Source organism: Streptomyces sp. NPDC091280, assembly GCF_044768565.1.
Taxonomy (GTDB): domain Bacteria; phylum Actinomycetota; class Actinomycetes; order Streptomycetales; family Streptomycetaceae; genus Streptomyces.
Genome location: NZ_JBIVUZ010000003.1, coordinates 593,515 through 619,209 on the forward strand (window position 1 = coordinate 593,515; position 25,695 = coordinate 619,209).

Annotated in this window: 29 protein-coding genes and 1 tRNA gene; 8 read left to right on the plus strand and 22 right to left on the minus strand. The window is 68.8% G+C overall.

The window, feature by feature from the left end; genetic code table 11:
* Positions 1-46 precede the first annotated feature (46 nt).
* The 7 genes from ACIQPR_RS12725 to ACIQPR_RS12755 all read right to left on the minus strand — a co-directional run bounded on the left by ACIQPR_RS12725 (position 47) and on the right by ACIQPR_RS12755 (position 4,213).
* Positions 47-943, minus strand: a complete 897-nt coding sequence (locus ACIQPR_RS12725; protein ID WP_403646124.1) for an RNA polymerase sigma factor SigF — start codon at positions 941-943, stop codon at positions 47-49.
* Between the two features lie 304 nt (positions 944-1,247).
* Entirely contained in the window at positions 1,248-2,129 is an 882-nt protein-coding gene (locus ACIQPR_RS12730; RefSeq protein ID WP_403646127.1) for an RNA polymerase sigma factor SigF, read from the minus strand.
* A gap of 192 nt (positions 2,130-2,321) precedes the next feature.
* Complete coding sequence (locus tag ACIQPR_RS12735; RefSeq protein WP_403646494.1) at positions 2,322-2,564, minus strand: hypothetical protein; 243 nt, start codon at positions 2,562-2,564, stop codon at positions 2,322-2,324.
* Positions 2,565-2,622: 58 nt separating this feature from the next.
* Positions 2,623-2,707 (minus strand) — tRNA-Ser (locus ACIQPR_RS12740).
* A gap of 45 nt (positions 2,708-2,752) precedes the next feature.
* Positions 2,753-3,184, minus strand: coding sequence for a tRNA adenosine(34) deaminase TadA (tadA, locus tag ACIQPR_RS12745; RefSeq protein ID WP_403646130.1), 432 nt, complete (start codon positions 3,182-3,184; stop codon positions 2,753-2,755).
* A 56-nt stretch (positions 3,185-3,240) separates the two neighbouring features.
* Positions 3,241-3,774, minus strand: coding sequence for a hypothetical protein (locus ACIQPR_RS12750; protein ID WP_019073297.1), 534 nt, complete (start codon positions 3,772-3,774; stop codon positions 3,241-3,243).
* 244 nt (positions 3,775-4,018) lie between these two features.
* Positions 4,019-4,213, minus strand: coding sequence for a hypothetical protein (locus tag ACIQPR_RS12755; protein ID WP_403646134.1), 195 nt, complete (start codon positions 4,211-4,213; stop codon positions 4,019-4,021).
* Between the two features lie 148 nt (positions 4,214-4,361).
* Here ACIQPR_RS12755 and upp point away from each other — a divergent pair, with 148 nt between their 5' ends.
* Positions 4,362-4,997, plus strand: a complete 636-nt coding sequence (gene upp, locus ACIQPR_RS12760; protein WP_403646137.1) for a uracil phosphoribosyltransferase — start codon at positions 4,362-4,364, stop codon at positions 4,995-4,997.
* Positions 4,998-5,097: 100 nt separating this feature from the next.
* On the opposite strand, the gene ACIQPR_RS12765 is transcribed toward upp, so the two are convergent.
* Both ACIQPR_RS12765 and ACIQPR_RS12770 read right to left on the minus strand, forming a co-directional pair.
* On the minus strand, positions 5,098-5,718 hold the full coding sequence (locus ACIQPR_RS12765) for a LytR C-terminal domain-containing protein (protein WP_403646476.1): 621 nt from the start codon (positions 5,716-5,718) through the stop codon (positions 5,098-5,100).
* Between the two features lie 121 nt (positions 5,719-5,839).
* Positions 5,840-6,136 (minus strand): type II toxin-antitoxin system VapB family antitoxin, encoded by a 297-nt coding sequence (locus ACIQPR_RS12770; protein ID WP_003999914.1) that lies wholly within the window; start codon positions 6,134-6,136, stop codon positions 5,840-5,842.
* Positions 6,137-6,241: 105 nt separating this feature from the next.
* On the opposite strand from ACIQPR_RS12770, the gene ACIQPR_RS12775 reads away from it, so the two are divergent.
* Complete coding sequence (locus tag ACIQPR_RS12775) at positions 6,242-7,777, plus strand: helicase HerA-like domain-containing protein (protein ID WP_403646139.1); 1,536 nt, start codon at positions 6,242-6,244, stop codon at positions 7,775-7,777.
* Between the two features lie 65 nt (positions 7,778-7,842).
* Here the strand turns inward: ACIQPR_RS12775 and ACIQPR_RS12780 are convergent, their stop codons facing one another.
* From ACIQPR_RS12780 to ACIQPR_RS12800, 5 genes are all read right to left on the minus strand, one after another.
* The gene (locus ACIQPR_RS12780; RefSeq protein WP_403646141.1) at positions 7,843-7,965 is read right to left on the minus strand and encodes a hypothetical protein; all 123 of its coding nucleotides are present in this window, start codon (positions 7,963-7,965) and stop codon (positions 7,843-7,845) included.
* Positions 7,966-8,023: 58 nt separating this feature from the next.
* Entirely contained in the window at positions 8,024-8,344 is a 321-nt protein-coding gene (locus ACIQPR_RS12785) for a hypothetical protein (protein WP_403646143.1), read from the minus strand.
* Between the two features lie 85 nt (positions 8,345-8,429).
* Positions 8,430-9,095 carry an HdeD family acid-resistance protein gene (locus tag ACIQPR_RS12790; protein WP_403646146.1) on the minus strand — a complete coding sequence of 222 codons (666 nt, stop codon included), beginning with the start codon at positions 9,093-9,095 and terminating at the stop codon, positions 8,430-8,432.
* A gap of 112 nt (positions 9,096-9,207) precedes the next feature.
* Positions 9,208-9,804 carry an HhH-GPD-type base excision DNA repair protein gene (locus ACIQPR_RS12795; RefSeq protein WP_403646148.1) on the minus strand — a complete coding sequence of 199 codons (597 nt, stop codon included), beginning with the start codon at positions 9,802-9,804 and terminating at the stop codon, positions 9,208-9,210.
* A gap of 71 nt (positions 9,805-9,875) precedes the next feature.
* Complete coding sequence (locus tag ACIQPR_RS12800) at positions 9,876-10,589, minus strand: siderophore-interacting protein (protein ID WP_403646150.1); 714 nt, start codon at positions 10,587-10,589, stop codon at positions 9,876-9,878.
* An 89-nt stretch (positions 10,590-10,678) separates the two neighbouring features.
* Here ACIQPR_RS12800 and ACIQPR_RS12805 point away from each other — a divergent pair, with 89 nt between their 5' ends.
* From ACIQPR_RS12805 to ACIQPR_RS12820, 4 genes are all read left to right on the plus strand, one after another.
* Positions 10,679-13,660: a GNAT family N-acetyltransferase gene (locus ACIQPR_RS12805; RefSeq protein ID WP_403646152.1), complete on the plus strand. Its 2,982-nt coding sequence runs from the start codon at positions 10,679-10,681 to the stop codon at positions 13,658-13,660.
* Positions 13,661-13,669: 9 nt separating this feature from the next.
* Complete coding sequence (locus ACIQPR_RS12810) at positions 13,670-14,143, plus strand: cupin domain-containing protein (RefSeq protein ID WP_403646155.1); 474 nt, start codon at positions 13,670-13,672, stop codon at positions 14,141-14,143.
* Positions 14,140-14,907, plus strand: coding sequence for an SDR family NAD(P)-dependent oxidoreductase (locus tag ACIQPR_RS12815; protein ID WP_403646158.1), 768 nt, complete (start codon positions 14,140-14,142; stop codon positions 14,905-14,907). Before ACIQPR_RS12810 ends, ACIQPR_RS12815 begins: the two co-directional genes overlap by 4 nt.
* A 177-nt stretch (positions 14,908-15,084) precedes the next feature.
* Positions 15,085-16,989, plus strand: coding sequence for a copper resistance CopC/CopD family protein (locus tag ACIQPR_RS12820; protein ID WP_403646161.1), 1,905 nt, complete (start codon positions 15,085-15,087; stop codon positions 16,987-16,989).
* A 45-nt stretch (positions 16,990-17,034) separates the two neighbouring features.
* Here the strand turns inward: ACIQPR_RS12820 and ACIQPR_RS12825 are convergent, their stop codons facing one another.
* A complete protein-coding gene (locus ACIQPR_RS12825) occupies positions 17,035-17,838 on the minus strand; it encodes an SDR family oxidoreductase (protein WP_403646164.1) in 804 nt (267 codons plus the stop codon).
* Between the two features lie 98 nt (positions 17,839-17,936).
* On the opposite strand from ACIQPR_RS12825, the gene ACIQPR_RS12830 reads away from it, so the two are divergent.
* Positions 17,937-18,548 carry a TetR/AcrR family transcriptional regulator gene (locus ACIQPR_RS12830; RefSeq protein ID WP_403646167.1) on the plus strand — a complete coding sequence of 204 codons (612 nt, stop codon included), beginning with the start codon at positions 17,937-17,939 and terminating at the stop codon, positions 18,546-18,548.
* Positions 18,549-18,606: 58 nt separating this feature from the next.
* Here ACIQPR_RS12830 and ACIQPR_RS12835 read toward each other — a convergent pair whose 3' ends face one another.
* A complete protein-coding gene (locus tag ACIQPR_RS12835) occupies positions 18,607-19,584 on the minus strand; it encodes a cytochrome c oxidase assembly protein (protein WP_403646170.1) in 978 nt (325 codons plus the stop codon).
* Between the two features lie 485 nt (positions 19,585-20,069).
* Between ACIQPR_RS12835 and ACIQPR_RS12840 the strand changes: the two genes are divergently transcribed.
* Positions 20,070-20,465, plus strand: a complete 396-nt coding sequence (locus ACIQPR_RS12840) for a hypothetical protein (protein ID WP_403646173.1) — start codon at positions 20,070-20,072, stop codon at positions 20,463-20,465.
* A 578-nt stretch (positions 20,466-21,043) separates the two neighbouring features.
* On the opposite strand, the gene ACIQPR_RS12845 is transcribed toward ACIQPR_RS12840, so the two are convergent.
* From ACIQPR_RS12845 to ACIQPR_RS12870, 6 genes are all read right to left on the minus strand, one after another.
* Entirely contained in the window at positions 21,044-21,793 is a 750-nt protein-coding gene (locus tag ACIQPR_RS12845; protein ID WP_403646176.1) for a hypothetical protein, read from the minus strand.
* A 334-nt stretch (positions 21,794-22,127) separates the two neighbouring features.
* On the minus strand, positions 22,128-22,751 hold the full coding sequence (locus ACIQPR_RS12850; RefSeq protein ID WP_403646179.1) for a hypothetical protein: 624 nt from the start codon (positions 22,749-22,751) through the stop codon (positions 22,128-22,130).
* Positions 22,751-23,551 (minus strand): TIGR04255 family protein, encoded by an 801-nt coding sequence (locus ACIQPR_RS12855; protein WP_403646182.1) that lies wholly within the window; start codon positions 23,549-23,551, stop codon positions 22,751-22,753. Before ACIQPR_RS12855 ends, ACIQPR_RS12850 begins: the two co-directional genes overlap by 1 nt.
* Before the next feature lie 403 nt (positions 23,552-23,954).
* Complete coding sequence (locus ACIQPR_RS12860) at positions 23,955-24,797, minus strand: hypothetical protein (protein WP_403646185.1); 843 nt, start codon at positions 24,795-24,797, stop codon at positions 23,955-23,957.
* Between the two features lie 76 nt (positions 24,798-24,873).
* On the minus strand, positions 24,874-25,257 hold the full coding sequence (locus ACIQPR_RS12865; protein WP_403646188.1) for a hypothetical protein: 384 nt from the start codon (positions 25,255-25,257) through the stop codon (positions 24,874-24,876).
* The gene (locus ACIQPR_RS12870; protein ID WP_403646191.1) at positions 25,251-25,679 is read right to left on the minus strand and encodes an ATP-binding protein; all 429 of its coding nucleotides are present in this window, start codon (positions 25,677-25,679) and stop codon (positions 25,251-25,253) included. Before ACIQPR_RS12870 ends, ACIQPR_RS12865 begins: the two co-directional genes overlap by 7 nt.
* Positions 25,680-25,695: the final 16 nt, after the last annotated feature.

Consider the following 25,695-nt stretch of genomic DNA (forward strand, 5'->3'; position numbering starts at 1 on the left):
CTGACACTCCGTCAAATAGGAACCCCGGGGCTCCGCTTCGGGACGGTCAGTCCGAGATCAGGCCCTCGCGCAGGGTCGACAGGGTGCGCGTGAGGAGGCGGGAGACGTGCATCTGGGAGATGCCGACCTCCTCGCCGATCTGCGACTGGGTCATGTTGGCGAAGAAGCGCAGCATGATGATCCGGCGCTCGCGGGGCGGGAGCTTGGCCAGCAGCGGCTTGAGGGACTCGCGGTACTCCACGCCCTCCAGGGCCGTGTCCTCGTAGCCGAGGCGGTCCGCCAGGGAGCCCTCGCCGCCGTCGTCCTCGGGGGCCGGGGAGTCGAGCGAGGAGGCCGTGTACGCGTTGCCGACCGCGAGGCCGTCGACCACGTCCTCCTCGGACACGCCCAGTACGGCGGCGAGTTCGGGGACGGTCGGGGAACGGTCCAGCTTCTGGGAGAGCTCGTCGCTGGCCTTCGTCAGGGCCAGCCGCAGCTCCTGGAGCCGCCGCGGGACCCGCACCGACCACGAGGTGTCGCGGAAGAAGCGCTTGATCTCGCCCACGACGGTCGGCATCGCGAACGTCGGGAACTCCACCCCGCGTTCGCAGTCGAACCGGTCGATCGCCTTGATCAGGCCGATCGTGCCGACCTGGACGATGTCCTCCATCGGCTCGTTCCGGGAGCGGAAACGCGCGGCGGCGTAACGCACCAGCGGGAGGTTGAGCTCGATGAGGGTGTCCCGTACGTAACCGCGCTCGGGGCTGTTCTCGTCGAGTGCGGCGAGCCGCAGGAAGAGGGAGCGGGACAGGGTGCGGGTGTCGATGGCTCCCGTGGTCGGGAGGGCCGGGGCCGGTACGGCGGGTACGGCCTCAAGGACCGTAACGGCGTCGAGTGCGGGCTCGGCCTCGCTCTTGGCGAGCGTGAGCGTGAGCACCTTCGAGCTGCCCTGGTCTGCGGACATGCCACCCCCTTTGGGTCGCGGGACGGTCGCGGCGATCGCCCCCGTCGGGGGAGCGGTGCCTTCACCTGAATACCGGAGCCTGGGCCACGGCAAACGCGCTTCCGGCAGAATGTCACATGTCGGCAACACGCTGTAGTGACATGTCGACATGTCAGTTACGAATCAGCCCTGGAAACAGGGGGTCTGACGGTTTTTCGGCGCAGAACTGTCGGGAAGAGCCCTGATGTGCGATTCGTTCGTACCGGTGACGGTTCGCCAGCGCTTTCGGTTGTGCCTCGACGCGGTTCTACGGCTCGATACGGCCCTACGCCTCGATGCGGTTCGCGGAGCGCAGCCGCTGGAAGCTGCGCGCGAGGAGCCGCGAGACGTGCATCTGGGAGACGCCGAGTTCCGCGCTGATCTGCGACTGGGTGAGGTTGCTGTAGTAGCGCAGGAGCAGGATCCGCTGTTCGCGCTCCGGGAGTTGGACGAGCAGATGCCGGACCAGGTCGCGGTGTTCCACGCCGTCCAGGGCCGGGTCCTCGTAGCCGAGCCGGTCCAGCAGGCCGGGCAGTCCGTCGCCCTCCTGGGCGGCCTCCAGGGAGGTCGCGTGGTACGAGCGGCCGGCCTCGATGCAGGACAGCACCTCGTCCTCGCCGATCCGCAGCCGCTCGGCGATCTCGGCGGTGCTCGGAGTGCGCCCGAAGGCGGTCGTCAGGTCCTCGGTCGCCGCGTTGACCTGCACCCACAACTCGTGCAGCCGGCGCGGGACATGGACCGTGCGGACGTTGTCACGGAAGTAGCGCTTGATCTCGCCGATGACGGTCGGCATCGCGAAGGTCGGGAACTGCACGCCCCGGTCCGGGTCGAAGCGGTCGATGGCGTTGATCAGACCGATCGTGCCGACCTGGACGACGTCCTCCATCGGCTCGTTGCGGGAGCGGAAGCGGGCGGCGGCGTAGCGCACGAGCGGGAGGTTGGCCTCGATGAGCGCCCCGCGCACCCGGTTGTGCTCCGGCGTGCCCGGCTGGAGTCCCTTGAGCTGGCCGAACAGCACCTGGGTCAGGGCCCGGGTGTCGGCACCGCGGCTGCGCGGCGCGGCCGGCGGGGCTTCCGTGACTTCTGTGACTTCCGTGACTTCCTGGGGCGGCGCAGTACTGGCCGACACGGTCAACGCCACCTCTTCATCGGTCAACTCATCCGTCAATAGCGGTCATAGCATCACAACACATGTGCACTGTGTGCAAGCACCGCATATCGCTTCGTTACGCCGTGTTGAGTGGCAAATCGGTCGATAGGACGCACTACGGCACTACGGCCCTCCGCCGAAACGACGGAGGGCCGTAGTGCCGTGATGCCGTGGTGGAGTGCGGAGTCGGACTTCGAGGCCGTCGGTCGGCTAGTGCGCCCCGTCGGCCAGCCAGGTCATGAAGTCGCCGATGGCCTTCGCGGCGTCCGATATGCCCTCGAAACCTATCTGGACGTAGTCGGCCGCCTTCGCCGGCTTGGTGATGATCACATACAGCGCGAAGACCACAAGCACATAGACGGCGATCTTCTTCGCGTTCACCGCCATCGCGGCCTCCCCTGTGACGTCCGTGCCCGTGGGCCCCCTGTTGCCGGCGGTGAGTGTAACCGTCACGGCCCGATTTTTGATCTACGCACGAAGGGCCCCGTCTCTCGACGGGGCCCTCCAGAAGCGGTAGCGGAGGGATTTGAACCCTCGGTGACTTGCGCCACACTCGCTTTCGAGGCGAGCTCCTTCGGCCGCTCGGACACGCTACCGAGAGAGACCTTACAACAAGGTGGGGCGTGGTTTGAAATCGGTAATCAGCGATCCCGGAAGAACTCCGTGAGCAGGTGCGCGCATTCGTCCGCCAGCACGCCGCCGATCACCTCCGGGCGGTGGTTGAGGCGCCGGTCGCGGACCACGTCGAAGAGCGAGCCGGCCGCGCCGGCCTTCTCGTCCCGGGCGCCGTAGACGACCCGGTCGACCCGGGACTGCACGAGGGCGCCCGCGCACATCGTGCAGGGTTCCAGGGTGACGACGAGCGTGCAGCCGGACAGCCGCCACTCGCCGGTCTCCGCCGCCGCGCGCCGGATCGCGAGGACCTCGGCGTGCGCCGTCGGATCGCCGGTCGCCTCACGTTCGTTGTGGCCGCCGGCGAGCACGGTCGTACCGTCCGGGGACAGTACGACCGCGCCGACCGGGACGTCGCCGCCCCGGGCTGCCGCTCCGGCCTCGGCCAGGGCGAGCCGCATCGCGGCCCGCCAGTGGTCGCGTACCGGGTCCGAAGGCCCTTCTGCGTGTGCTGCGGTCAGCGGACGGTCTCCAGGACCTCCGAGGCCCCCAGGGCCTCGGCGATGGCGCTCAGCGCGTCGTCGGCGTCGAGTTGACGCAGTTCCTTCTCGCCCACGCCCAGGTCGTCGAGGATCTGGCTGTCCCCGACCGGGCTGTGCGGAACGGCCTCGGCCGAGGTGCCGTCCTCGTCGTCGTCCTCCTCGGAGTCACCGTCCTCGGTGCCGTCGAGGTCGAGGGAGTCCAGGTCGACGACATCGTCGTCGTCCGGATCCCTGCCGAGCAGCTCGTCCGTGAGCAGGATCTCGCCGTACGAGCTGCGGGCTGCCGCGGCTGCGTCCGAGACGTAGATCCGGGGGTCGTCCTCGCCGTCGATGCGGACGACGCCGAACCAGGCGTCCTCCTGCTCGATGAGCACCAGCACCGTGTCGTCCTCGGGCGAGGCTTCACGGGCCAGTTCGGCCAGATCCGACAGGCTCTCGACATCGTCGAGCTCTGTGTCGCTCGCTTCCCACCCGTCTTCGGTGCGCGCGAGCAGTGCGGCGAAGTACACCGTGACTCTCCCACTGGTCTTAGGCGTGCCGGTTGGGGGTCCCCCCGGCGGAGGTTACGGGCGGGGAGAGCTCGTGCTCCGAGCCCCACCCACTCGGAATCGTGGCAGAAACAAGGCGTTCAGGGGACATCTTCGGCTCCCTGTGTCCGCCCGTGTTTGATCGACCACCAGCGGGATCGTACGCGCCGATCGCCGTGCGCACGCACCCGGTTGGCCTTACAAGGTCCTGTGAGGCAGGCCTCAACTACCAGCGGAAGGTGCGCATACGCATGGCGTGGCGCAGCCGGGCGGCCTTGGCGCGCCGGGGCTGGACACGGTCGCGCAGCTCACGGGCCTCGGTCAGGTCGCGCAGGAACTGCGCCCGGCGCCGTCGGCGCTCGGCATCGCTCTCCCGGCTCTCGTGCCGCGACGGGTCCTCGTGGGACTCACGGTCAGGCATCGGCTCACCACCCCGGTCCGTCCCTCCCACTTTCCCCCGGACGGGCGGTTTGATGCCAGTGCGGACGGAATCGCGGCCGGTGGGGGCGTCGCCGGGGCCGACCGCAGGGGGGCCGCGGCAGCCGCGGGGCCCGGCTACTGTTGTGGACATGCGTCTCCACGTCGTCGACCACCCCCTGGTCGCCCACAAGCTCACCACGCTGCGCGACCGGCGCACCGACTCCGCGACCTTCCGCCGCCTGGCCGACGAGCTGGTCACCCTGCTCGCCTACGAGGCCACGCGCGACGTGCGCACCGAACAGGTCGACATCACGACGCCGGTCGCCCCGACCACCGGCGTCAAGCTGTCCTACCCGCGCCCGCTGGTGGTGCCGATCCTGCGGGCCGGCCTCGGCATGCTGGACGGCATGGTCCGGCTGCTGCCCTCGGCCGAGGTCGGCTTCATGGGCATGGTGCGCAACGAGGAGACGCTCCAGGCCTCCACGTACGCCACGCGCATGCCGGAGGACCTCTCGGGCCGCCAGGTGTACGTCCTGGACCCGATGCTGGCCACCGGCGGCACCCTGGTCGCGGCGATCCGCGAGCTGATCAAGCGCGGCGCCGACGACGTGACGGCCGTGGTCCTGCTGGCCGCCCCCGAGGGCGTCGAGGTCATGGAGCGCGACCTGGCGGGCACCCCGGTGACGGTCGTGACGGCCTCGGTCGACGAGCGCCTGAACGAGCACGGCTACATCGTCCCGGGCCTCGGCGACGCGGGCGACCGGCTCTACGGCGCGGCGGAGTAGCCACCACCGTTCAACACCGAATTCCCGTACGGCTCTTACCTGCCGTACGGGAGTTTTCGTGCGCGCGGGAACGCCTACGGGGTGGCGGGCACGCCTTCGGCTACGAGCACGCCTTGGGCGAGGCGCTGCCCGCCGGTGCCGGTGCGCTCAGCGCGGCCAGGGCCTTGTCGGCGGCTGCCTTCGCGGTGAGGTCCTTGAAGGCGGTGCCGATGATCAGGTCGACGGCGGTGCCCTTGCGGGTGGCCTCGGTGCGGCGCTCGGCGCCGGTGAGCTGGGTGGCGAGGACGGGCAGCGAGGTGTCGAGGGAGGCGGCGGGGCCGAGCAGTATCCCGGTGCCCTTGACCTTCTTGTCGAACTGCGCGGACGCGTTGCCCACGTCGCCGATCAGGAACCCGCGCTTCTTCAGCTCGTCGGCGGTCGACTTGGCGAGGCCGCTGCGGGGTGTGGCGTTGTAGACGTTCACGGTGATCTGGGCGGGCTTCGGGACGGCCGCGTTCGTGGTGGGCGAGGCGGTCACCTTGGAGGCGCAGTCCGCCTTGGGACCGGCCGCCGCGGCCTGCTTGCCGCCACCGGTGAAGACGTCGATGAGCTGCAAGGTGCCCCACCCGCCCACACCCAGTACGGCGACGGACGCGACCGCCATGAGGACGAGCCGTCCGCGGCGCCGCGGACGGCGCATGCGCGGGTATTTGTCCCCCGTGATCCGGTACTGGCCGCCCATGCCTGGGGGAGTCAGCATGCTCATGAGCGCAGCGTAGTGCGCCCGGGCGGTGATGCCTACTAGATGATCATTCGACAGCGCCAAGACCAACCCGAAAGGGTCAACGGTCTACCGGAGCGGGTCAGTCCAGCTCAAGGACGCGCGCGTGGAGGACCTGCCGCTGCTGGAGCGCGGCGCGGACCGCGCGGTGCAGGCCGTCCTCCAGATACAGGTCGCCCTGCCACTTCACGACGTGCGCGAAGAGGTCGCCGTAGAAGGTCGAGTCCTCGGCCAGCAGGGTCTCCAGGTCGAGCTGGCCCTTGGTCGTCACCAGCTGATCGAGGCGGACCGGGCGCGGCGCGACGTCCGCCCACTGCCGGGTGCTTTCCCGGCCGTGGTCGGGGTACGGCCGGCCGTTTCCGATGCGCTTGAAGATCACACGGAAAGCCTACCGGTCATGACGTTCCGGGCGCAGCCATGGAGGCGGAGTGCGACGCTGGAAAAGATGCCGCAAAGACGGGCAAAAAGGGAACAGGGGCCTGATATGAGTGACAGCGAGAAGATCGCCGCCGGGTACGCCTTCACAGGACCCGCACTCGATCTGGGCGCCCTGCTCTGGGACGGGGCCTGCCTGCCCGACGCGCAGATCCGCATCCCCCTCCCGATGCTCAACCGCCACGGCCTGGTCGCCGGCGCCACCGGCACCGGCAAGACCAAGACGCTCCAGCTCGTCGCCGAGCAGCTCTCGGCGCAGGGCGTGCCGGTGTTCCTGGCGGACGTGAAGGGCGATGTGTCGGGCATCTCGGCGCCGGGCGTACCGAACGACAAGGTCGCGGGCAGGGCCGCGGAGGTCCGTCAACAATGGACGGCGACCGGCTTCCCGGCCGAGTTCTACGCCCTCGGCGGCATCGGCCACGGCATCCCCGTCCGCGCCACGATCACCGGCTTCGGCCCGGTACTGCTCTCCAAGGTCCTCCAGCTCAACCAGACCCAGGAGCAGTCCCTCGGCCTGATCTTCCACTACGCCGACACCAAGGGCCTGGAGCTGATCGACCTCAAGGACCTGCGGGCCGTCGTCACCTTCCTGACCTCGGACGAGGGCAAGCCGGAACTGAAGAACATCGGCGGCCTGTCGACGGCCACGGCCGGCGTGATCCTCCGCTCCCTCACCGCGTTCGAGGCGCAGGGCATGGCGGACTTCTTCGGCGAGCCGGAGTTCGACACGAGCGAGCTGCTGCGCACAGCTGCGGACGGCCGGGGCACGGTCTCGGTCCTCGAACTCCCCGCCGTCCAGGACAGACCACAACTCTTCTCGACCTTCCTGATGTGGCTCCTGGCCGACCTCTTCCACGACCTCCCGGAGGTCGGCGACGCCGACAAGCCGAAGCTCGTCTTCTTCTTCGACGAGGCGCACCTGCTCTTCAACGACGCCTCCAAGGCCTTCCTCGACTCCATCACGCAGACCGTCCGCCTGATTCGCTCGAAAGGGGTCGGCGTCTTCTTCGTGACGCAGACCCCGAAGGACGTCCCCGCCGACGTCCTGGCCCAACTCGGCAACCGCGTCCAGCACGCGCTGCGCGCCTTCACCCCCGACGACCAGAAGGCACTGAAGGCCACGGTGAAGACCTTCCCGAACTCCGCCTACGACCTGGAGGAGATCCTGACGGGCCTGGGCACGGGCGAGGCGGTGGTCACGGTCCTGAGCGAGAACGGCGCCCCGACCCCGGTGGCCGTCACCCGCCTCCGCGCCCCGGAATCCCTGATGGGCCCGATCCCCCCGACCGCCCTCGACGAAGCGGTCAAGTCCTCACCTCTCTACGGCCGTTACGCACAGGCTGTGGACAGAGAGTCGGCCTACGAAAAACTGACCGGGCCGGGACCGTCTCCGACCGGATCACCGAAGCCGACACCAGCGGAGAGGCCTCAGGCCAAGGAGAGGGAGAAAGAGAAGGAGGACGAGTCGATGGTCCAACAGGTCATCGGCAGCGGCATGTTCAAGTCCCTGGCCCGCTCCGTCGGCACCCAGATCGGCCGGGAGATCACCCGTTCCCTGTTCGGCACGGCCAGACGAAAGCGGTAGCGCTCGCGCGGCGGGGACGGGGCGGGGGCTTGGCCGCCCCAGCCCCCGCCGCGCCTACAGGCGGATCAGCGCTTCGGTTCCTCCGGGGGCCGTTGCGGTTCGGGGCGGCGGGTCTCCGGCTTGGGGGTGTTGCGGGCGGCCTCTGCGCGCAGGAGGGCGCGTAGGACCGCGTACGGGTCGATGGGCATGGGTGTGCTCCTCGCGTCGTACGGACGGACTGACGGGCCTGGTGGGGCGGTCGGTTCGTCAGCAGCGCAGGATCACGGTCCGTTGGGCGCGCAGGGTGTACGACGCTCCGGGCGGCGCGGGGAGGGGGCGGGCCCCGGGGGCCGGGGACGCCGGTGCCGGACGCAGGGGTGGGGCGGGGCGCGGGACGGCGGGGGAGGAGGGCCGTAGAACTGCTGTGGCCGTGTCGAGGGCGTCGTACTCGATGGGCGTCGTCTCGACGGACGAGGCGAGCGGTGTCGCGCGCGGTTCCGCGTGCGTGCCCGGCACCAGCAGGGCGAGCAGCAGCACGAGCGCCCGCAGCCAGGCACGGCTGCGGGGGAGGCTGCGTGCGGTGCTCACGGGGGTCAATCTGCCCTGCGGAGCTACGGCGTTCAGCGCGTCCGGAGTCAGATACGCCCGCATGGAGTAGGGGGTGGGGGTCGGGTCAGGCGGACGTCGGGAGCTGCTGGGCCCGGCCGCGCATCCGGATCGCCGTGATGATCTCCACGACGCCGACCGCCACCAGCCAGATGCCGCCCACGAGGGTGAGGACGGCGACCGAGCGGAACGGCGAGTCGATGAGGACGATGCCGGCGACGAACGTGACGACGCCGAGGAAGATCTGCCAGCCGCGGGCGGGCATGTTCTTGTCGGAGGCCGCGGCCAGGGTCTGCGTGATGCCCCGGATCAGCCAGCCGATGCCGATCCACAGGGCGAGCAGCAGGATCGACTGCATCGGACCGCGGAAGCAGAACAGGCCCAGCACGATCGACAGCGCGCCGCTGATGAACGCCAGCACCCGCAGCGAGGTCGCCTTGTGCGTGCCGAACGCGGAGACCAGCTGGAAGACACCGCTGATCAGCAGGTAGATGCCGAACAGGATGCCCGCCGCGAACAGGGACGCGCCCGGCCACACCAGCACCAGGACGCCCAGGACCAGCGACGCGACGCCCGTGAGCAGGACTACCTGCCACGCGGCCTTGGACAGGGCGTGCAGGGGACCTTCGAGGTCGGGTTCCCGGTACCGGTCGTCGTGCGGGGGCCGCGTCGCGTGGGCGCGGCGGTCGTCGAACTCCGGGCCCCAGGAGGAGCCGCTCGATGCCTCGGTCATGGTCCATGCTCTGACCGGGACCGCACGGCCCGCCACCGGAGACGGGCCGTCCGGCTGAAGGAGCCGTGCGTCTGAAGGGGCCGTGCGTTGTCCCAGGTGGCGGACCGGCCCGCTACTTCCCGCCGGCCGCCTTCGCGGCCTTCGCCGCCGCCTTCATCTCCTGCTTGTGCGCGCGGACCTTGGTCAGCGACTCGGGCCCGGTGATGTCGGCGACGGAACGGTACGACTTGGGCTCGCCGTACGCCCCGGCCGCCTCCCGCCAGCCCTTCGGCGTCACCCCGAGCTGTTTGCCGAGCAGGGCCAGGAAGATCTGCGCCTTCTGCCTGCCGAACCCGGGCAGCGCCTCAAGCCGCCTCAGCAGTTCGGCCCCGGTCCCCACGCCCGCCCATACGGCGCTCGCGTCCCCGTCGTAGTGCTCGACGAGGTACTGGCACAGCTGCTGGATCCGCTTGGCCATCGAGCCCGGGTAGCGGTGCACGGCCGGCTTCTCGGAGAGCAGCGCCGCGAAGGCCTCGGGGTCGCGGGCGGCGATGTCGTGCGCGTCCAGATCGGTGGCCCCGAGCCGGTCGGCGATCGTGTGCGGCCCCTTGAACGCCCACTCCATCGGCACCTGTTGATCGAGCAGCATCCCGACCAGCGCGGCGAGCGGGGAGCGGCCGAGGAGTTCGTCGGCCTCGGGGTCCTGGGCGAGGTGAAGGGTGACGTCCATGGGTCGATGATGGCGCGTCCCGGAGTGGGGCGCCTCCTAGTCCCCGCCCTCCTCTTCGCTCACGTGCGGTCTCAGGTCGCGCGCCAGTACCCCAACGCGTGCACCCGCTCCCGCCGTACCCCCAGTTCCTTGCGGACGTACGACGACAGCGCGCGGGTCGTCGTCGTGTCGCAGGTGATCCAGACGTAGGGGTCGGGGGTGGCCCGGAGGAGGCTGGGAAGGTCGGTGCGGATCCGCTCGGCCAGTCGGCCCCTGGGGAGCGCGCGGATCTCGTGCCGGTCCGGATCGGTGCGGAGGGGGAGTCCGTCGGGCTCGCCCTCGAACCAGATCGTCGCCGGGACGGTCGAACCCACCGCCTCCAGAAGGGAGTTGACGGCGGGGACGGATGCCGGGTCGCCGACGACGAAGAGGTGGGAGGGGGCCGGGTCGGGGGCCTCGAAGCCGGTGCCCTGGACCGTCGCCTCGATCGTGTCGCCGGGCTTCGCGGCCCGCGCCCAGTCGCTCGCGCGGCCCTCGTGCAGGGCGAATTCGAGGCCGAAGGTACCGGCCGCCGGGTCGGGGTCGACCAGGGTGTACGCCCGCTGGTGCGGCTTGCCCGCGTTGTCGAACCAGAGCCGGACCCACATCGTCGGGTGGACGCCGGTCGCCGCGAGCATGCCGCCGTCGGTGAGGCGGAGGCGGCGGTAGTGCGGGGTGACGTCCTCCGCCCGGGTCACGGTGAACTCGAAGTCCTTCGCGCGCAGCAGCTTGAGCACCGCGCCCTCCCAGCCGCGCCCCTGCACCATCGTCTCTTCACCCTTCGCGTACGCTTTCCCCACCAAGAACTTAGGCAAGGCTAACCTAAAAAGCAGCCGCAGGGCAGAAAGGCCACAGGGTGACGAGCGAGATCCACCGCGCTGCCAGGACCTACCGCGACGCCTGGGGAATCCCCCACCTGCGGGCCGACAGCGCCGACGAACTCGCCCACGCCCAGGGCCGCGCCACGGCGCGCGACCGCGCCTGGCAACTGGAGGTCGAACGCCATCGCGCCCAGGGCACCTCGGCCGCGTTCCTCGGCACGAGCGCCCTCCCCTGGGACCTCTTCGCCCGCCGAGCCCGCCTGGACGACACGGCGAGACGCTGCTTCACCGCACTGGAGCGACGGGACCCGGAGACCGCCCGCTGGGTACGGGCATACGTCGACGGCGTCAACGAGGGCCTGACCGCAGGCAATTCGGGACCCGGGCCTGCGAATTCGGGCGAGGCACCCGATCGTGCCGCCGGGCCTGCCGGGCCTGCCGGGCCTGCCGGGCCTGCCGGGCCTGCCGGGTCTGCCGGGTCTGCCGAGTCGGCCCCCGCCCCCGCCACCACCCCCACCCTCGCCCCCACCCTCGCCCCCGAATTCACCAACTCAGGCCTCAAGCCCGGCCATTGGGAACCCTGGACCCCCCTCGCCGTCTGGCTCGCCACGCACATCCTGTTCGCCGGGTTTCCGGCGAAGTTGTGGCGGGAGGAGGCGATACGGCACCTCGGGCCCGACGCGGTCGGCCTGTTCGCCACGGACGGGCCCGGCACCTCCGGCAGCAACGGCTGGCTGGTGAGCGGGGCCCGGACCACGACCGGCCTGCCCGTCCTCGCCGGCGACCCGCACCGCTTCATCGAAGACCCCGGCGTCTACCAGCAAGTCCACCTCTCCTGCCCGGAGTTCGACGTGGTCGGCCTCGCCGTGCCCGGCGTCCCCGGCATCGCCCACTTCGGTCACACCGGCACGGTCGCCTGGGCCATCACCAACGCGATGGCCGACTACCAGGACCTCTACCGCGAGCGCCTGCGCCGCACCGGCGCCGGTGTGGAGGCCCTCGGCCCGGACGGCGTGTGGCGGCGCGCGGCCCGGCACACGGAGATCGTCGAGGTGGCCGGGGAGACACCCGTCGAGGTCGAGGTCATCGAGACCGAACGCGGGCCGGTCGTCATCGGCGGCCCGGAGGGACTGGACGGCGGACTCACCGCACCACCCGGCACCCCGCCCCTCGCCATCAGCCTCCGCTACCCGCCCCGCGTGACGGAAGACCTCGGCTTCTCCACCCTCCTTCCCCTCCTCCGCGCACGCCAAGTCGCCGACGTGGACCGGGCGTTCGACGACTGGGCCGAGCCCGTCAACGTCGTCCAGGCCGCCGACACCGAGGGCGGACTGCTGCACCGGGTGGCCGGTCAGGTCCCGCTGCGCGCCGAGGCCAACCGCACCCGCCTGGTCCCCGCCTGGGAACCCGGCCACGAATGGCACGGCTGGCACGAGCCGCCCCACGCCGGACCGCCCGCCGACGGCATCGCGGTCATGGCCAACCAACGCGGCCCGGCCACCCCACGCGACCATGCCCGCGAGGTCCCTCCCCCGGAGGAAGCCTCCCCCCGACACACCGAGCCCCCGCACCGAACGCCACAGCCCCCGCACTCCACCCCCACGACGGGACTGCACCTCGACGACCTGGGCGTCGAGTTCGCCCCGCCCCACCGAGCCGACCGCATCGCCGAACTCCTGGCCGCCCGCTCCCACTGGTCGGCCGCCGACATGCCCGCCCTCCACATGGACACCCATCTCGGCTCCGCCGCACCCCTGTTGGACCACCTGGCCGCCCTCACCGACCTCAGTCCCGAGGCCACCGCACTCCGCGACCGGCTCCGGCGCTGGGACCGCCGCATGGACGCCGACAGCACCGACGCCGCCGCCTACGCGGCCGTGCGCGGCGCGGTCGTACGACGGCTCGCGGCGCACCCGGCGTTCGCCGCGCTGGCCGAGCCGCCCGCGTACCCGGAGGTGTTCCAGCCGTGGCTCGCGCTGCTCCCGCGCGTCGGCTTCGCGCTCGAACACCTGCTGCGCGCAACGAAGTTGTACGGCATCGACCGCCCGGACACCGTACGCGCGGCCGTCGAGGAAGTCGCCGCCGCACCGCCCGGCACCTGGGGCGACACCCACCGCCTCACACCCTGGCGCGCCCTCCCCGGAACCCCGACTCCCGGTCCCGGCCTGTCCGGTGACCACGACTGCGTGCTGTGCACCTCCTCCGTGCCCGGGCTCACCGACCTGAGCGCACGCGGCCCGGCGGCCCGGTTCGTGTGGGACCTGGCCCGGCGGGAGGACAGCCTGTGGGTGGTCCCGTCGGGCGCCTCGGGAGACCCCGCCTCACCCCACCACCACGATCAACTGCCCTTGTGGCTCAAGGGAGAAATGGCCCCCGTGACGACCGACTTCACCCGCCTCACCCCCGAGCGGCCCATCTCCACGTGGCCCACCCGCGCAGCCGTCCACGAACAGCACGTCGACGGCTTCGGCACCGTCCGCGTCCTGCCCCTGGACCCCGAGGCCGACGCGGCGACGATCCACCGCTGGGTCCGCGACGAACGCGCCGCGTTCTGGGGCATGAACGGCCTCACACAGCCCCAAGTCGCCGAGATCTACGCCCACATGGCCACCCTCGACACCCACCACGCCCACCTCGTGCTCAGGGACGAGGAACCGGTCGCCCTCCTCCAGACCTACGACCCGGCGGCCGACCGCGTCGGCGACTGCTACGCCGTAGCGCCCGGAGACATCGGCATCCACCTCCTGCTCGCCCCCGCCGGACCGGACGGCCCGCGCCCCGGCTGGTCGGCGGCGCTGATGGATGTCCTCGCCGGGTACGTCCTGCTCGGTCTGGACCGGCGCCGGGTCGTGGTCGATCCGGACGTGCGCAACGAGAAGGCCATCGCGCGCTTCCTGCGGCAGGGCTTCGTGGCGGGCCCGGAGGTGGTGCTGCCGGAGATCGACATTCCGGACGTGTACTTGCCCGAAAAGCGCGCCCAATTGGCGTTTCTCCCCCGTGAGGTGGCCTTCCCGTAGCCTGCCGGGGTGACCCCAGAAGACCTCGTCGCCCACTACCGACTGGAGCCGATCCCCCGCGAGGGCGGCCTGTTCCGCCGTACCTGGGCGGGCCCGGAACGGTCCGACGGCCGCCCCGAGGGCACCGCGATCGTCGCCCTCCTCGCCGCCCCGGACTTCTCCGCCCTGCACCGCCTGCCCAGCGACGAGGTCTGGCACTTCTACCTCGGCGACCCGCTCGAACTCCTGCTCCTCGCCCCTGACGGCACCGCCCGCACGGCGGTCCTCGGCCCGGACGTCCTGCACGGCCACCACCTCCAGTTCACCGTGCCGGCCGGCACCTGGATGGGCGCGCGGGTCGCGGTCGACGGCGGGTGGACCTTCTTCGGCTGCACGATGGCGCCCGGTTTCACCTTCGAGGGCTACGAGCACGGCGACGCGGCCGAGTTGACCGCCCGCTACCCGGCCGAGGCCGCCCGCGTCGCCGGACTGTGCCGCCCATGAACGGCCTGCTGAGCGGCCAGGTCGCCCTGGTCACGGGCGCGGGCGGCGGCATCGGCCGGGGCATCGCCCTGCGCTTCGCCGAACAGGGCGCGGCGGCGGTCGTGCTCCACTGCCGTACGGCGGTCGCGGCGGCGGACGAAGTGGCGGCGCGGGTAAGGGAGTCGGGCGCCCGGTCCGTCGTACTGCGAGCCGAACTGACCGACGAGGACGAGTGCCGGGCGCTGGTCCGCGAGGCGGCGGAGTTCGGCGGCGGACGGCTGACCGCGCTGGTCAACAACGCGGCCGTACAGCCGACGCGCGCGCTGCCCGGGATGACGGCCGCCGAGTGGCGGGCGGTCGTCGACACCAACCTCACCAGCGTGTTCGCCTGCACACAGGCGGCGGCGGAGATCATGCGGGAACAGGGCGCCGGCTCCGTGACACACATCGCGTCCATCGAGGCGAGCGCCCCGGCCCCGCTGCACGCGCACTACTCCGCGTCCAAGGCGGCCGTGGTGATGCACGCGCGGTCGGCGGCGCTGGAGTACGGCCCGTACGGCATCCGCGTCAACACGGTCTCGCCCGGTCTGATCGACCGGGACGGGCTGGGAGAGGCCTGGCCCGAAGGCGTGCGGAGGTGGCGGGAGGCCGCACCGACGGGACGGCTGGGCCGCCCCGAGGACGTGGGCGACGCGTGCGTGTTCCTGGCGTCCTCCCTCGCCACCTGGGTCACCGGCCACGACCTGGTCGTGGACGGCGGAGTCTCGGCCCGGCCCACATGGTGAGCGAAAGGCGGGGCGCGTCCGTACGTATCCCGAGGCCTGCAAGTCCGAAGACGGAGATATGACGTGCGCCGACGACGGAACGAGGGACAGCGTTTTGGACGCGACGGATGGGACAGGGGAGCGGGCAGCGGGGAACGAGGCACCGGCGTCGGCCGGCGGCGAGGAGTTCAAGGGCTGGTGCTGCTGGGCACCGTGCTGGTCCTGCTCCTCCTCGGCAGCGCGGGCACCGCGTCCGCGCACGCCGCCCTCGAATCCACCGACCCCGCCGACGGAAGCGTCCTCAAGTCGGCCCCTCACACCCTCACCCTGACCTTCTCCGAGTCCGTCGCCCTGCTCGACGACTCCTTCCGCGTCTACGACCCCGACAACCGGCGGGTGAAGACGAGTTCCGCGCACCACGCGAAGGGCGCCGGCGACACGGCGAGCGTCACCCTCCCGGCCAAGCTCGGCACCGGCACCTTCACGGTCGCCTGGCGCGTCGTCTCGGCCGACAGCCACCCCGTCTCGGGCGCCTTCACCTTCTCCATCGGCAACCCCTCCGCCACCACCACCCCGATCAGCACCGCCCCGAACGAGAACCCCCTGACGGGCAGCCTGTACGACGTCACCCGCTACTTCGCCTACATAGCCGCCGCCCTCCTCATCGGCACGGCCACCTTCCTGGCCCTGTGCCGCCCCCCGAACCCCGCCATCCTCAACAAGCCGATCCTGACCGGCTGGTGGACCCTCCTCGCCTCGACCCTGGCCCTCCTCATCCTCCGCGCCCCCTACGAGGCGGGCACCGGCCTGGCCTCGGCCTTCGACCCCGCCGCCCTCCCCCGCACCCTGACGACCCGCCCCGGCCAGGCCCTGGCGGCCCGCCTGCTCCTCCTCGCCGCGACAGCGGCCTTTCTCCTACGGCTCCGGGGCCGGGAACGGTTCGGCCGGGCCGCCCTGGGCACCGGCACCGCCCTGGCCGTCGCGCTGGCCCTGACCTGGGCATCGGCGGAGCACGCGTCCGCCGGCATCCAGGTACCGGTGGCGATGACCTCGGCGGTCCTGCACCTGCTGGCGATGTCGGTCTGGCTGGGCGGCCTCACGGCCCTCCTGACCGTCCTCTACCGCTCCCCGGACCTCCGAGCGGCCCCGGTGGCCCGCTTCTCCCGCCTCGCCTTCATCTCGGTGACGGTCCTCGTCGTCACCGGCGTCTACCAGTCCTGGCGCGGCCTCGGCTCCTGGAACGCCCTGACCGGCACGTCGTACGGCCGCATCCTGATCGTGAAACTCGGCGCGGTACTCCTGCTGCTCGCGGCGGCGGCCTGGTCCCGCCAGTGGACGGCCCGGCTGGCAGGAACCGAAGTACAGCTCCCCGTACCGGAGTTGGTCCGTGCGGGTGCGGGTGCGGGTGCGGGTGCGGGTGCGGGTGCGGGTGCGGGTGCGGGTGCGGACGCGGGCCCGGACACGGCGGCGACGGCGGCGGCGGCGGCGACGACGACGACGACGACGGCAACGACCCAGGCTCTCACTGGTGACGACGACGGCGACGACCCGAATCCCCCGCCGGGCACCGGTGGCAAACGGCAGCTCCCGGACCCCGGTGCCGGTGACGGCTCCCCGGACGGATACCGCCGCGGCCTGCGCCGCTCGGTCCTGCTCGAAGTCGCCGTCGGCGTCATCGTGCTGGTGATCACCACCCTGCTGACCAACACACTCCCCGGCCGGGCGGCGGCGGAGGCACAGCGGACGGCGACCTCGGCCGGCATCCCCGCGGCCTCCGTCACGATGGTCCCCTTCCGCGTCGGCAACGCCGGCGGCAAGGTACAGATCACCATCGACCCCGGCCGCGTCGGCGAGAACTCCGTCGAAGCGGTCGTCTACGGCCCCGACGGCGGCTTCGCGACTGTCCCCGAACTCCGCCTCTCCTTCACCCTCCCGTCCCAGAAGATCGGCCCCCTCGACGCCGGCATCAAGGACGAGGGCGGCTACTGGGGCACCAACTCCCTCAACATCCCCATCGCCGGCACCTGGACGATGAAGGTGACGATCAGGACGTCGGACATCGACCAGGTGAGCGTGGAGCGGCGGGTGCGGATCGTGCGGTAGGTCGGGATCGTGCGGTGGGCCGGGATCGTGCGGTGGGCCGGGCCGTCAGCGGAAGGCCGCAGCGTTGCGCTCCGCCCACTCCGCGAACGAACCCGGTGCCCGCCCCACCACCCGCTCGACGTCCGGGCTCACCCGCCGCTCCTCCTCGGTAGGCGCGCCCAGGAGGTCGAGCGTGGCCTCGACCACGGGGAGCGGCATGAAGCCCGCCATCAGTTCATGGGCCTGTGCGCGGGACTGCTCGGTGAAGGTGACCGGTTCGCCCAGCGCCCTCGCTATCGCCGCCGCCCGCGCGCGGGGTGTCGTAGCGGCGGGGCCGGTGAGTGTGTAGGTCGCGCCCGTGTGCGCGGCCTCGCGCAGGACGGTGGCGGCGACCGCGGCCACGTCGTCGGGGTCCACGAACGGCAGGCCCACGTCTGCGAAGGGAGCCGCTGCCGTGCGCCGGGCGCGTATCGACTCGGCCCAGGAGAACGCGTTGCTGTCCAGCCCGCCCGACCGCAGGATCGTCCAGTCGAGCCCCGACTCCCTGACGGCCGCCTCGAATCGACGCGGGTGCGGGTACGCCTCCGGCCGGGTTCCCGCGCCCTGCGAGGACAGCAGCACCACCTTGCGCACACCGGCCGCTTTCGCCACGTCCAGGATGTCGTACGGTCGCTCGCCCGCCACCAGCAGGAACAGCGCCTCCGCGCCCTCGAACGCGGCCCGCAGACCTTCCGGTTCGGCCAGGTCGCCGGCCGCCGTCCCCGGCCCGCTGATGTGCCGTGCCACGGCCGTCACCGGGACTCGGTCCCGCGTCAGCGTCCGTACCAGCGCCCGTCCCACGTTCCCGGTCGCACCCGTCACCACGATCACGTCGATCCCCCTGTACGATGTGTGAGTGAGTCGGCTGACTAACTCCGACGTGAACGACGTTAGCACGAGCGACCCGCTCGTTGTCTATAGTAAGTCAGGTGACTGACTCAAAAGATTCCGAAGATTCCGAACCAGCTCGATCCGCCGCGGCCGGCGGCAAGCGGCAGCGGCTCACCACCGCCACCGCCCGGGTCCTGCACGAGCAGGGCGTGGAGCGTACGACCATCGCCGACATCGCCCGCGCCGCCGACGTGCCGACGGGCAACGTCTACTACTACTTCAAGACCAAGGACGAACTGATCGAGGCGGCTCTCACCGAGCACACCGGCAACCTCGCGACCCTGACCGCCCGCCTCGACCGGCTCCCCGACCCGCGCGCCCGTCTCAAGACCCTCATCGGCGGCTGGATAGACCAGAAGGACATCACCGCCCGCCACGGCTGCCCCATGGGCACCCTCGCCGTAGAACTGGACAAGCGCTACGAGAACGGCCTCGATGTCACCGCCGGCCAGGTCGTACGGCAGCTGCTGGAGTGGGTGGAGGAGCAGTACCGCCAGCTCGGCGCGACCGACCCGGAAGGGCTCGCGCTCACCCTCGTAGCCGCCTACCAGGGCATGTCACTGCTCTCCAACGCGCTGCGCGACCCGGAGATCATGACCCGCGAAGGGGCCCGGCTGATAAGGGAGTTGGAAGCCCTGACGGTGGTGTGAGGACCGTTGTGTGAGGGCCGTGAGAGAGCCTCTGGGGAAGAGGTGGGGGAAGGACCCCTTACCGCTGGCCCCGGATGCGTTGCGCGACCTCGCTGTTCTCGGTCTCCCACCAGGGGCGGACGAGTTCCGGGCCGTCGTCCGTCACGGCTTGCGCGGGTGTCGGCGGGACCCGCTCCAGTTCGGTGTCCAGTCGGCGGTCCAGCGCGACCGTCTCGGCACGTTCGGTGCGGGCCCACTGGACCAGGATCGCGAGGAGGAAGGGAAGGGCGACGAGTTCGGCGATGCCGACCATCGCGCCGCCGCCGAGCTGCTGGTCGTGCTGGACGTCCGGGGCCCAGGACGGGGCGTGGGCGAGGTACCAGGACCCCGCGATCAACGTGCCGTGGGTCATCACCACGATGCCCGGCACCGCGTCGACGACCCCGTCGACGAACACGAGTGCCGCCCGCACCGGATGCGTGCACCATGCGGGCAGCGCCTCCTCGCGCGTGAGCACGGGGAGCACGAACAGGCTCCCGGCGAGCAGCAGTTGGAGGTACATCAACTGGTGCAGCCAGTCGTTCGCCAACGCCGTCTCGAAGTACGGCGTGAAGTAGATCGTCAGTTCCGTCGTCAGAACCAGTGCTGTGCTGACCAGAGGGAAGGTGAGCAGCCGGAGCACGCGGCCGGTCAGAGCTCCCTGCGCACGCGCCGCCGCGCGTTCGGGCAGGGCCCGCAGGGCGAGCCGCAACGGGTCGCCGAGGGCCAGGCCGAGCGGGGCGATCAGATCCAGAAGCACGTTCTGGACGGCGGCCGGCCAGAACAGGACGCGGTCGTACACGGCCAGCGCCGACATCGTGGCGACCACGATCGTCCCGAGCCCGAACAGCCCGAACACGACGGTCCGCGCCACCGGCCAACTCTCCCCGCGCCGCCGAAGCCGCAGGACACCCCAGCCGTACAGACCACCGAGAAGCACGACGACCAGCAGCGCGGGCACATCCACCTGCCAGGAGCCGAACAGCCGTCCCGCACTGAACTGCGGCAGACTCTCCATCCCGCCCCACCTCCATCCCACACCTGCCGAACCTGCCGCAGCACTCTATGCCGCCGGGCGTTGTGGGCAGGAGCCGCCCTGGGACGGATACGGAAACAGATACGGACAACGTCGAAGGGCCCCACCACGAATGGTGGGGCCCTTCGACATCGTGCCCGGTGAGGCACTGGCGGAGGATACGAGATTCGAACTCGTGAGGGGTTGCCCCCAACACGCTTTCCAACTGTGGTGGTGGGTGCTTGGGCTGGGTACGGCGGCGTTCATCTGGGTTCATGGGCGGCTAACGGCTGGCACTGAGACGGCTTGGGGTCTCGCCTGAACGGCAGTGAACGGTGCTGAATGAGACGGAGACTGAGACGGGGAAGGGCCGAGATTCCGACCTCGAAGGAATGTCTGTCCCTCGTGCCATCATCCTTGCGTACTGAGGATCCCTGGATGCGAAGACGGCCAGGGGGCGACTGTCGACTTGGTGAGGGGGGCGCCGGATGCAGATTGCAGGCGTTGAGGTGTATGTGAATCATCCGGTGTTGCACTTGGGTGCCACCGACTGGGTACCTGTCTCCCTCGATCTGGGAGACGCTGACGCCGCCAGTTGTGACACCCATGTGGCAGTTCGGGTCCGTCCTCAATCGGATCTCATCCGAGTCCGTATCTTCAGGGACTCGACCGATGCCTCGGGCCTCGATCCGACCTTTGCGACCGTGTTCGACGGCCAGCTCCTGCTGTCGGATGGCCGTCTGGCTGTTGGCGACGTCGAAGGGCTCACCCGCTTTGTGCGTCTGGTTGGTGACCGAGGTGCCTGGAACGTCCGTGTGGCTGTGGACAGACCGGGGTGGGAAGCTCGCGCCATCGATGTGACCTTGGGATGGCCTAGTACCTAGTCGGGCCGCCGCCGGCCGGGGTCCCAGGAAGCAGTTTGTGGCGCTACGCCCTCAGCTTGGGAAGCTCGGGGCTTCTGAGCGCTACTCCCGTACTGAGCTGCGGCGGAACTGGGCTCCGGCCCATGGCGGTCTGTGGTCGACTCCCCGTTGTTCCCCGTGAGTCCCCGCAGGTTCTGGCACGCGAATGGCACACATCTTGCCTTCGCAATCCCCGAACTGCCGGACCCTGAACCATAGACGTCTGGGGCCTCAGCCGACGAACGTTAACTACGATGGCGGATCGTCGAGCGACCAGGCGCGCGTGTGTCAGAGCACCCACCACCGGGTCTCAGCCACGCTGCCCGATGACGTCGGTTAGAGCAAGCCGCGTCGGCAGAAGCGGGATGGTGGGCCGTCGGGCGATGGCTTCTTTGTCCCGAAGTAACTTTCGTGTCGGGGTGCTGCCTCGGGCTGATGTGCCTCTCACCTGAGTTCACGGTGTGCAAACGCTGCGCTTGTCCGCCATTGTTCGTGGGCGTTGCCACGCAACTAGACACTCACTGGGTGTCTTAGTTCGGCTGACCTAGCCCTGATGACGCCTAGACCGGGCTTGGTCCAGAAAGGTGATCAAGATCGAGTTCCTCGCTGAGGCGATACCTGGAGAGTGGATAACGATCTTCTGATACTACGTCGGCTTCAATCATTTCCACAGCTGCCATAACGTTTGGACTCTGATCACGTGGCGCAGGAGCGCATTTCTGGGCCCACGACTGAGCCAATGCTATCCAAAGCCAGTGAATATCCTCTGGAGGTGTATCGGATTTCTGGAGCTCGCGAGCGATCTTGTCAGAGGAGGCCCTCGGTGTCATGTCGTCGTTATATAGCCACTGCTTCAAACGCGAATTTAGCGGGATATCAAAATCATCGTCTTCACCGCTAGCGGTGGATAGGCTGGGCAGAACATCAGAGTAGAGGATCACGCAAAGAGTTAGGCTATATGGAGCGCCTTCCGACCATTTAGCTGCGCACTCTACTCGAAATTGACATACTTGACGGAGTGCTTCTCCTTCGGCGCTGTTTTTTTCATGCTTCTTCTGTACCAGGTCCTCAAGCGGCTTCAACCATGGCACTACATCGTCTGGAAATGCGAACCTACCAAATCGACGTGCGACACGCCTCCCAAAGTTGCGAATCTCCATGTCGCTAGATACGCCATGCTTATGCGTGACCTTGGATAGATCCTCTTTATCGATGGTGGCGACAGCAGAGAGATCGACAAAGGCATGCTCCCCAAAATTGGGAACGTGGACGTAGCGAGGCCGCTTTCCATTGCGTGCTTCCGCTGCCATGTTTTCAGGGAGATAGGCAAGTGGGGCTACTTGAACGGTAAAACGACTAGATAGAACAATGTCGCATGTTTGAGAGATGAGAACTACGCCATGAGGGCACTCATGTCCTCGAATGCTCGTTCCGAAAATTCGAGCAGAAAGAAAGCGCCTCAGCGTACTTGTGGATCGACTCTGTATGGGGATTGTGGCGATATCGAGTACGTCGCCTTGTCTGAAGTTCTTGAGTCGGCGAGCGGTGGAATCGGTGGGGGTTTTTGGGCCCCCTGATTTCTGCGGCTCACTCGTGCAAGGACAGTCTTTAGCGTGAGTCGTGCCCGGCTCTCTAGAGTCCAACTCACTTCCTATCGTGCAAGGCGCCGATCAGTTGATCAAAGCTATAGCCAGATTCGGTCGAGCTCTCATCGCGCGGTGTGTGGAAGTTGCGCAGGACATCGTAGAGGCTCCGGCCGCCGTCCTGAGAGAATAGCAGCGCACGACGCTCCTCAGAGGTACTTGCCGGAAGGCCTCTCGCGACTCGCTTCAGGACTCCCAGGAACTCAATATTCCGAGAGTTCATGCGCCCGCCGGCAGCCCAAAGGTGAACAGCACGACGACTGACACCGAACAGACGTGCTAGCTGATCCCAAGTGAGTCCCGATTGGGAGTGAAGCTGACGAATGGCCGTTTCGGTGTCAACCGGCTGCGCTTTTTGCGCTGCACTCTCTGCTTCAACGAGTGGGGTGGGGCTTGATGGTTGCCCGGAGTATTCCTCTACGTTTTGCCAATAGAGGGCGACCGGTTCGACCGTCGGCGCCTGCAGTGTGAAGGCGACTGTTCCTAGCGTGCCTGTCACGATGGCACCAGTGAGCCAGGCCTTGCGTGCTGCCTTGGCAACAAATGATTCTGTCTGCGACTCTCCGACTAGGGGGGTTATGTTGGTGCCCGAGGGCACCGATGATGTCGTGCCAGCCTCGTTCATCATTCCCTCCCGAAAGTGTCCAAGAACTTGTCAGTTACTGACCAGCGGAAGAAATCGTAAGCTCGCCCGGCCAGGTTATTTAGGGTTTGATTACTGGTGCTCGGGTCAAGCCTTCCAGTGCTGAAGGAGTCAAGGTCAAGGAGCCAGTTAGATGTATGCACTGTCGGCAAGGCGACGTCAAGATGGACGTCCGGTGGAAGCTTTCCCCATTTTGCTTGCAAGCCTCCCCCTTGCCAATTGAATGCATTATCACTGAGGCAGTGGCTTAGGTTAAATCCATCCGGCAAGGGAGTAATTGCCGTGCCCAATACCTCTGGCCTTACGAGTTCATCCAGGATTTGCAGTAGGTTGGGGTCTGAAATCCTGTTGACGTACCGAATGCCTAGTCGCTCAAAATAAGGAGGTCCGGCCAGTTCTGTAAACTTTTGGAGCGCCTTCAGGAAGCGACTACAGAATGCATTTCGACCGGGGTATGATGTGGTCTCGATTGCCAAAGAGCCAGGTGTGAGCGTGACAATCCAGGATTCATCAATGGTTCGCAGTTGCAGAGTGGTGACATTGGTGGGTTCCTGGGTCACCCCCTGCGGGCTGAGTACCACATTGAATGACTGCCCTTGTTGCGCCAGAGGGAAGTCGGTAGCCATGGCGCGAGCGAAAGTCTTCTCGATGTCACCACCAGCCATACTGGCAAGCTGAGGGAAACGTGCTTGCGCGATCACCTTCACCAGGGGCGCCCTTTGCAGCCTTACCTCTGGAGTTGGCTCGCTTGGAAACGGCGTCGAGTGCTCAGAGTCGCTCACGCTTCACACTCTACTTCACAGTCCCCTGGGGGCAGCGGGTCGTACGCCTGTGAATCCTGGGCGGTGCTAGCCGTTGCGGTTAGACATGCTGAGGTTGGCGGAGCGGTTTTGGCTGGTGGCATGTCCGATTTGGGGTCGGGCATGGTCAGGGGACCGTACCTCTGGTTTGCGACTCGGCCAGGCTTTGAGCCCGACCGCAGTGTGCACGAGTGGCCTTCTCTGACGTCAGGTGGCTGAACGCTTTGAGCGCGGCACGGGCGCCGGCCGGGCTGGAGCGGGGCGGAGACAGGAGCGCAGGCCCGGCCGGGGGCCAGGCCGCGCGCGGGGAGCGGAGCGAGCCGCCTTGAACCAGTAGAGAAAGTTGTAACTCACTCGGTTGGTAGGTCGTGATCACTGGGGTGGGTCAGAACGGTGGCGGTTCGCTGTAGCCCTCGCTTGTGTCAATGGACCATGTGGCGCTGTCCGTTGGGGAGTCGCTGTCACAGCACATGAAGGGATTCTGCTGGCCCTCCAGGCCTGTGGAGTCCTCGCCCCATGTGTCGAGGGCGTCGATGGCCTGCTCTCTGTGTTGCCACCGTTCGCTGGTTCCCAGGGTCTGCCGGATCGCAGGTATCAGTGCTGAGCGGTGGTGCAACAGGCGGGGATCGTCCAGGAGCGGAATGCACGCTGTGATCGCGGCCTCGGCTACCTGCCGGTCGGTGTCGTCGACGTATGCCACGGCGGCTGAGTACAGCTGCGGTCGAATCTTTCGGATGCCGACGGCCGGCGGGTAGTCGTCCAGGGGGAATCCTTGCCGCCGGCTGAGGACGTCGACCTCCTCCGTGACCGCGTCAGCCACCGAGGCGATCCAGTGAAGCAACTCGGCGCGCATGCATACGGTGGTCAAGTGGTGGTTCTTGTCCACGGCGCAGGTGGTTCGTGGATTCGGAAGGATCGCGGCAACACACAGCGCTGCGGGCACCGTCGCCTCGTAGAGGGTGTTTTGGTGGTGCAGGGCGTGGTGCAGGTAGTCGAGCGCTTTGGTCCTCACGCTCTGGTCCGTGGCGAGGAGTTCAGCCAACCTCTTGGGAGCTTCAGCGGCTGACGCATAGGCGTGCCCGAAGGTGGCCCAATTCGTTCCCGTCACTAGGACTCGGTACGTCTCCGCCTCGTCCAGGGCGGCAATTGTCCTGGGTAAGTCTGCACCGACACCGTGCGCAGTGGCGTTGGTGCTGTTCAAAGGGTGATCGTTGCTGTCGGTGCTCACAGGGCTGAGCATGCCCGACGCCTGGCCCAGTGGGGAGATGAGGTGCGAGTTGAGCATCTGGGCCAGGTGTTGAGCGTCAAGTGGACCTGTGGGGCTTGAAGTCGTATGCGCATGTGGGGAGTTCTGCGGCCTGACGGTGCGCCAGCGGTAGGAAGGTCACGGGGCTTACGGTCCAGGTGATGAGCGTGCGGGCATGAGTGACGGACACGGTCCAGGGCATGCGGCGCAACAGGGCTCGTCGGGTATTGACGCGGTGGTCGAAGAGCCGTTCCCACGCTTCCTCGGAGGCGCCGGAGTCGAGTGCCGGTGAGATGGTGCGCAGGATCTCGGAGACCCAGTTGTTCGCCTCGACCTCGGTGCGCGCGTCGTAGGAGCCGAAGAGCGTTGGCGGCCGGTCGTCGTCCACGTGCCGGGTCCAGCACTCGCACCAAAAGCCTGGGTCGACCGTCGTGTTCAGCATGGGTGCCCTCCTCGTCGGACGTCCGTGAAGAGCTCCGCGGTGACCGTGTGGCCACCGTCGCTGTCGTGGACCACGACCCGGTGAGCAATCGCGCTGACCATGCCGAGCCCTCGGCCGTGCTCCGCCTCCTGGTCCCGGTGCTCGACCTTCGGGGCCGAAGCCGTGCCCCCGCCGTCCGTCACCGACAGGGCGACCACCTGCGGGGACACCGCAAGCGCCAGGTGGAAGGTGCCGGCCTCCCGCCCACTCGCCGTGTGGAGGATGGCGTTCGCGCTCAGTTCGCTCACGATCAGTTCGGCGTCCTCCGCAAGCGGCGAGTCGCGCAGGATGTCGCGGGTCCAGCGGCGGGCCCGGCTGACCTCTTCGGGAAATCCTGGGCAAGTGAGTCCCCAGACCCGCGCAGTGCTCGTATACTCGTGCATACAAGTTCCTTCGTGC

Excerpts from the sequence above, each read along its gene's own strand:
- ACIQPR_RS12725 (WP_403646124.1), bottom strand. The coding sequence starts at position 943 with ATGTCCGCAGACCAGGGCAGCTCGAAGGTGCTCACGCTCACGCTCGCC.
- tadA (WP_403646130.1), bottom strand. The coding sequence starts at position 3,184 with ATGCGGCTCGCCCTGGCCGAGGCCGGAGCGGCAGCCCGGGGCGGCGAC.
- ACIQPR_RS12755 (WP_403646134.1), bottom strand. The coding sequence starts at position 4,213 with ATGCCTGACCGTGAGTCCCACGAGGACCCGTCGCGGCACGAGAGCCGG.
- upp (WP_403646137.1), top strand. The coding sequence starts at position 4,362 with ATGCGTCTCCACGTCGTCGACCACCCCCTGGTCGCCCACAAGCTCACC.
- ACIQPR_RS12765 (WP_403646476.1), bottom strand. The coding sequence starts at position 5,718 with ATGGGCGGCCAGTACCGGATCACGGGGGACAAATACCCGCGCATGCGC.
- ACIQPR_RS12775 (WP_403646139.1), top strand. The coding sequence starts at position 6,242 with ATGAGTGACAGCGAGAAGATCGCCGCCGGGTACGCCTTCACAGGACCC.
- ACIQPR_RS12780 (WP_403646141.1), bottom strand. The coding sequence starts at position 7,965 with ATGCCCATCGACCCGTACGCGGTCCTACGCGCCCTCCTGCGCGCAGAG.
- ACIQPR_RS12790 (WP_403646146.1), bottom strand. The coding sequence starts at position 9,095 with ATGACCGAGGCATCGAGCGGCTCCTCCTGGGGCCCGGAGTTCGACGAC.
- ACIQPR_RS12795 (WP_403646148.1), bottom strand. The coding sequence starts at position 9,804 with ATGGACGTCACCCTTCACCTCGCCCAGGACCCCGAGGCCGACGAACTC.
- ACIQPR_RS12800 (WP_403646150.1), bottom strand. The coding sequence starts at position 10,589 with ATGGTGCAGGGGCGCGGCTGGGAGGGCGCGGTGCTCAAGCTGCTGCGC.
- ACIQPR_RS12815 (WP_403646158.1), top strand. The coding sequence starts at position 14,140 with ATGAACGGCCTGCTGAGCGGCCAGGTCGCCCTGGTCACGGGCGCGGGC.
- ACIQPR_RS12835 (WP_403646170.1), bottom strand. The coding sequence starts at position 19,584 with ATGGAGAGTCTGCCGCAGTTCAGTGCGGGACGGCTGTTCGGCTCCTGG.
- ACIQPR_RS12840 (WP_403646173.1), top strand. The coding sequence starts at position 20,070 with ATGCAGATTGCAGGCGTTGAGGTGTATGTGAATCATCCGGTGTTGCAC.
- ACIQPR_RS12845 (WP_403646176.1), bottom strand. The coding sequence starts at position 21,793 with ATGGCAGCGGAAGCACGCAATGGAAAGCGGCCTCGCTACGTCCACGTT.
- ACIQPR_RS12850 (WP_403646179.1), bottom strand. The coding sequence starts at position 22,751 with ATGAACGAGGCTGGCACGACATCATCGGTGCCCTCGGGCACCAACATA.
- ACIQPR_RS12865 (WP_403646188.1), bottom strand. The coding sequence starts at position 25,257 with ATGCTGAACACGACGGTCGACCCAGGCTTTTGGTGCGAGTGCTGGACC.
- ACIQPR_RS12870 (WP_403646191.1), bottom strand. The coding sequence starts at position 25,679 with ATGCACGAGTATACGAGCACTGCGCGGGTCTGGGGACTCACTTGCCCA.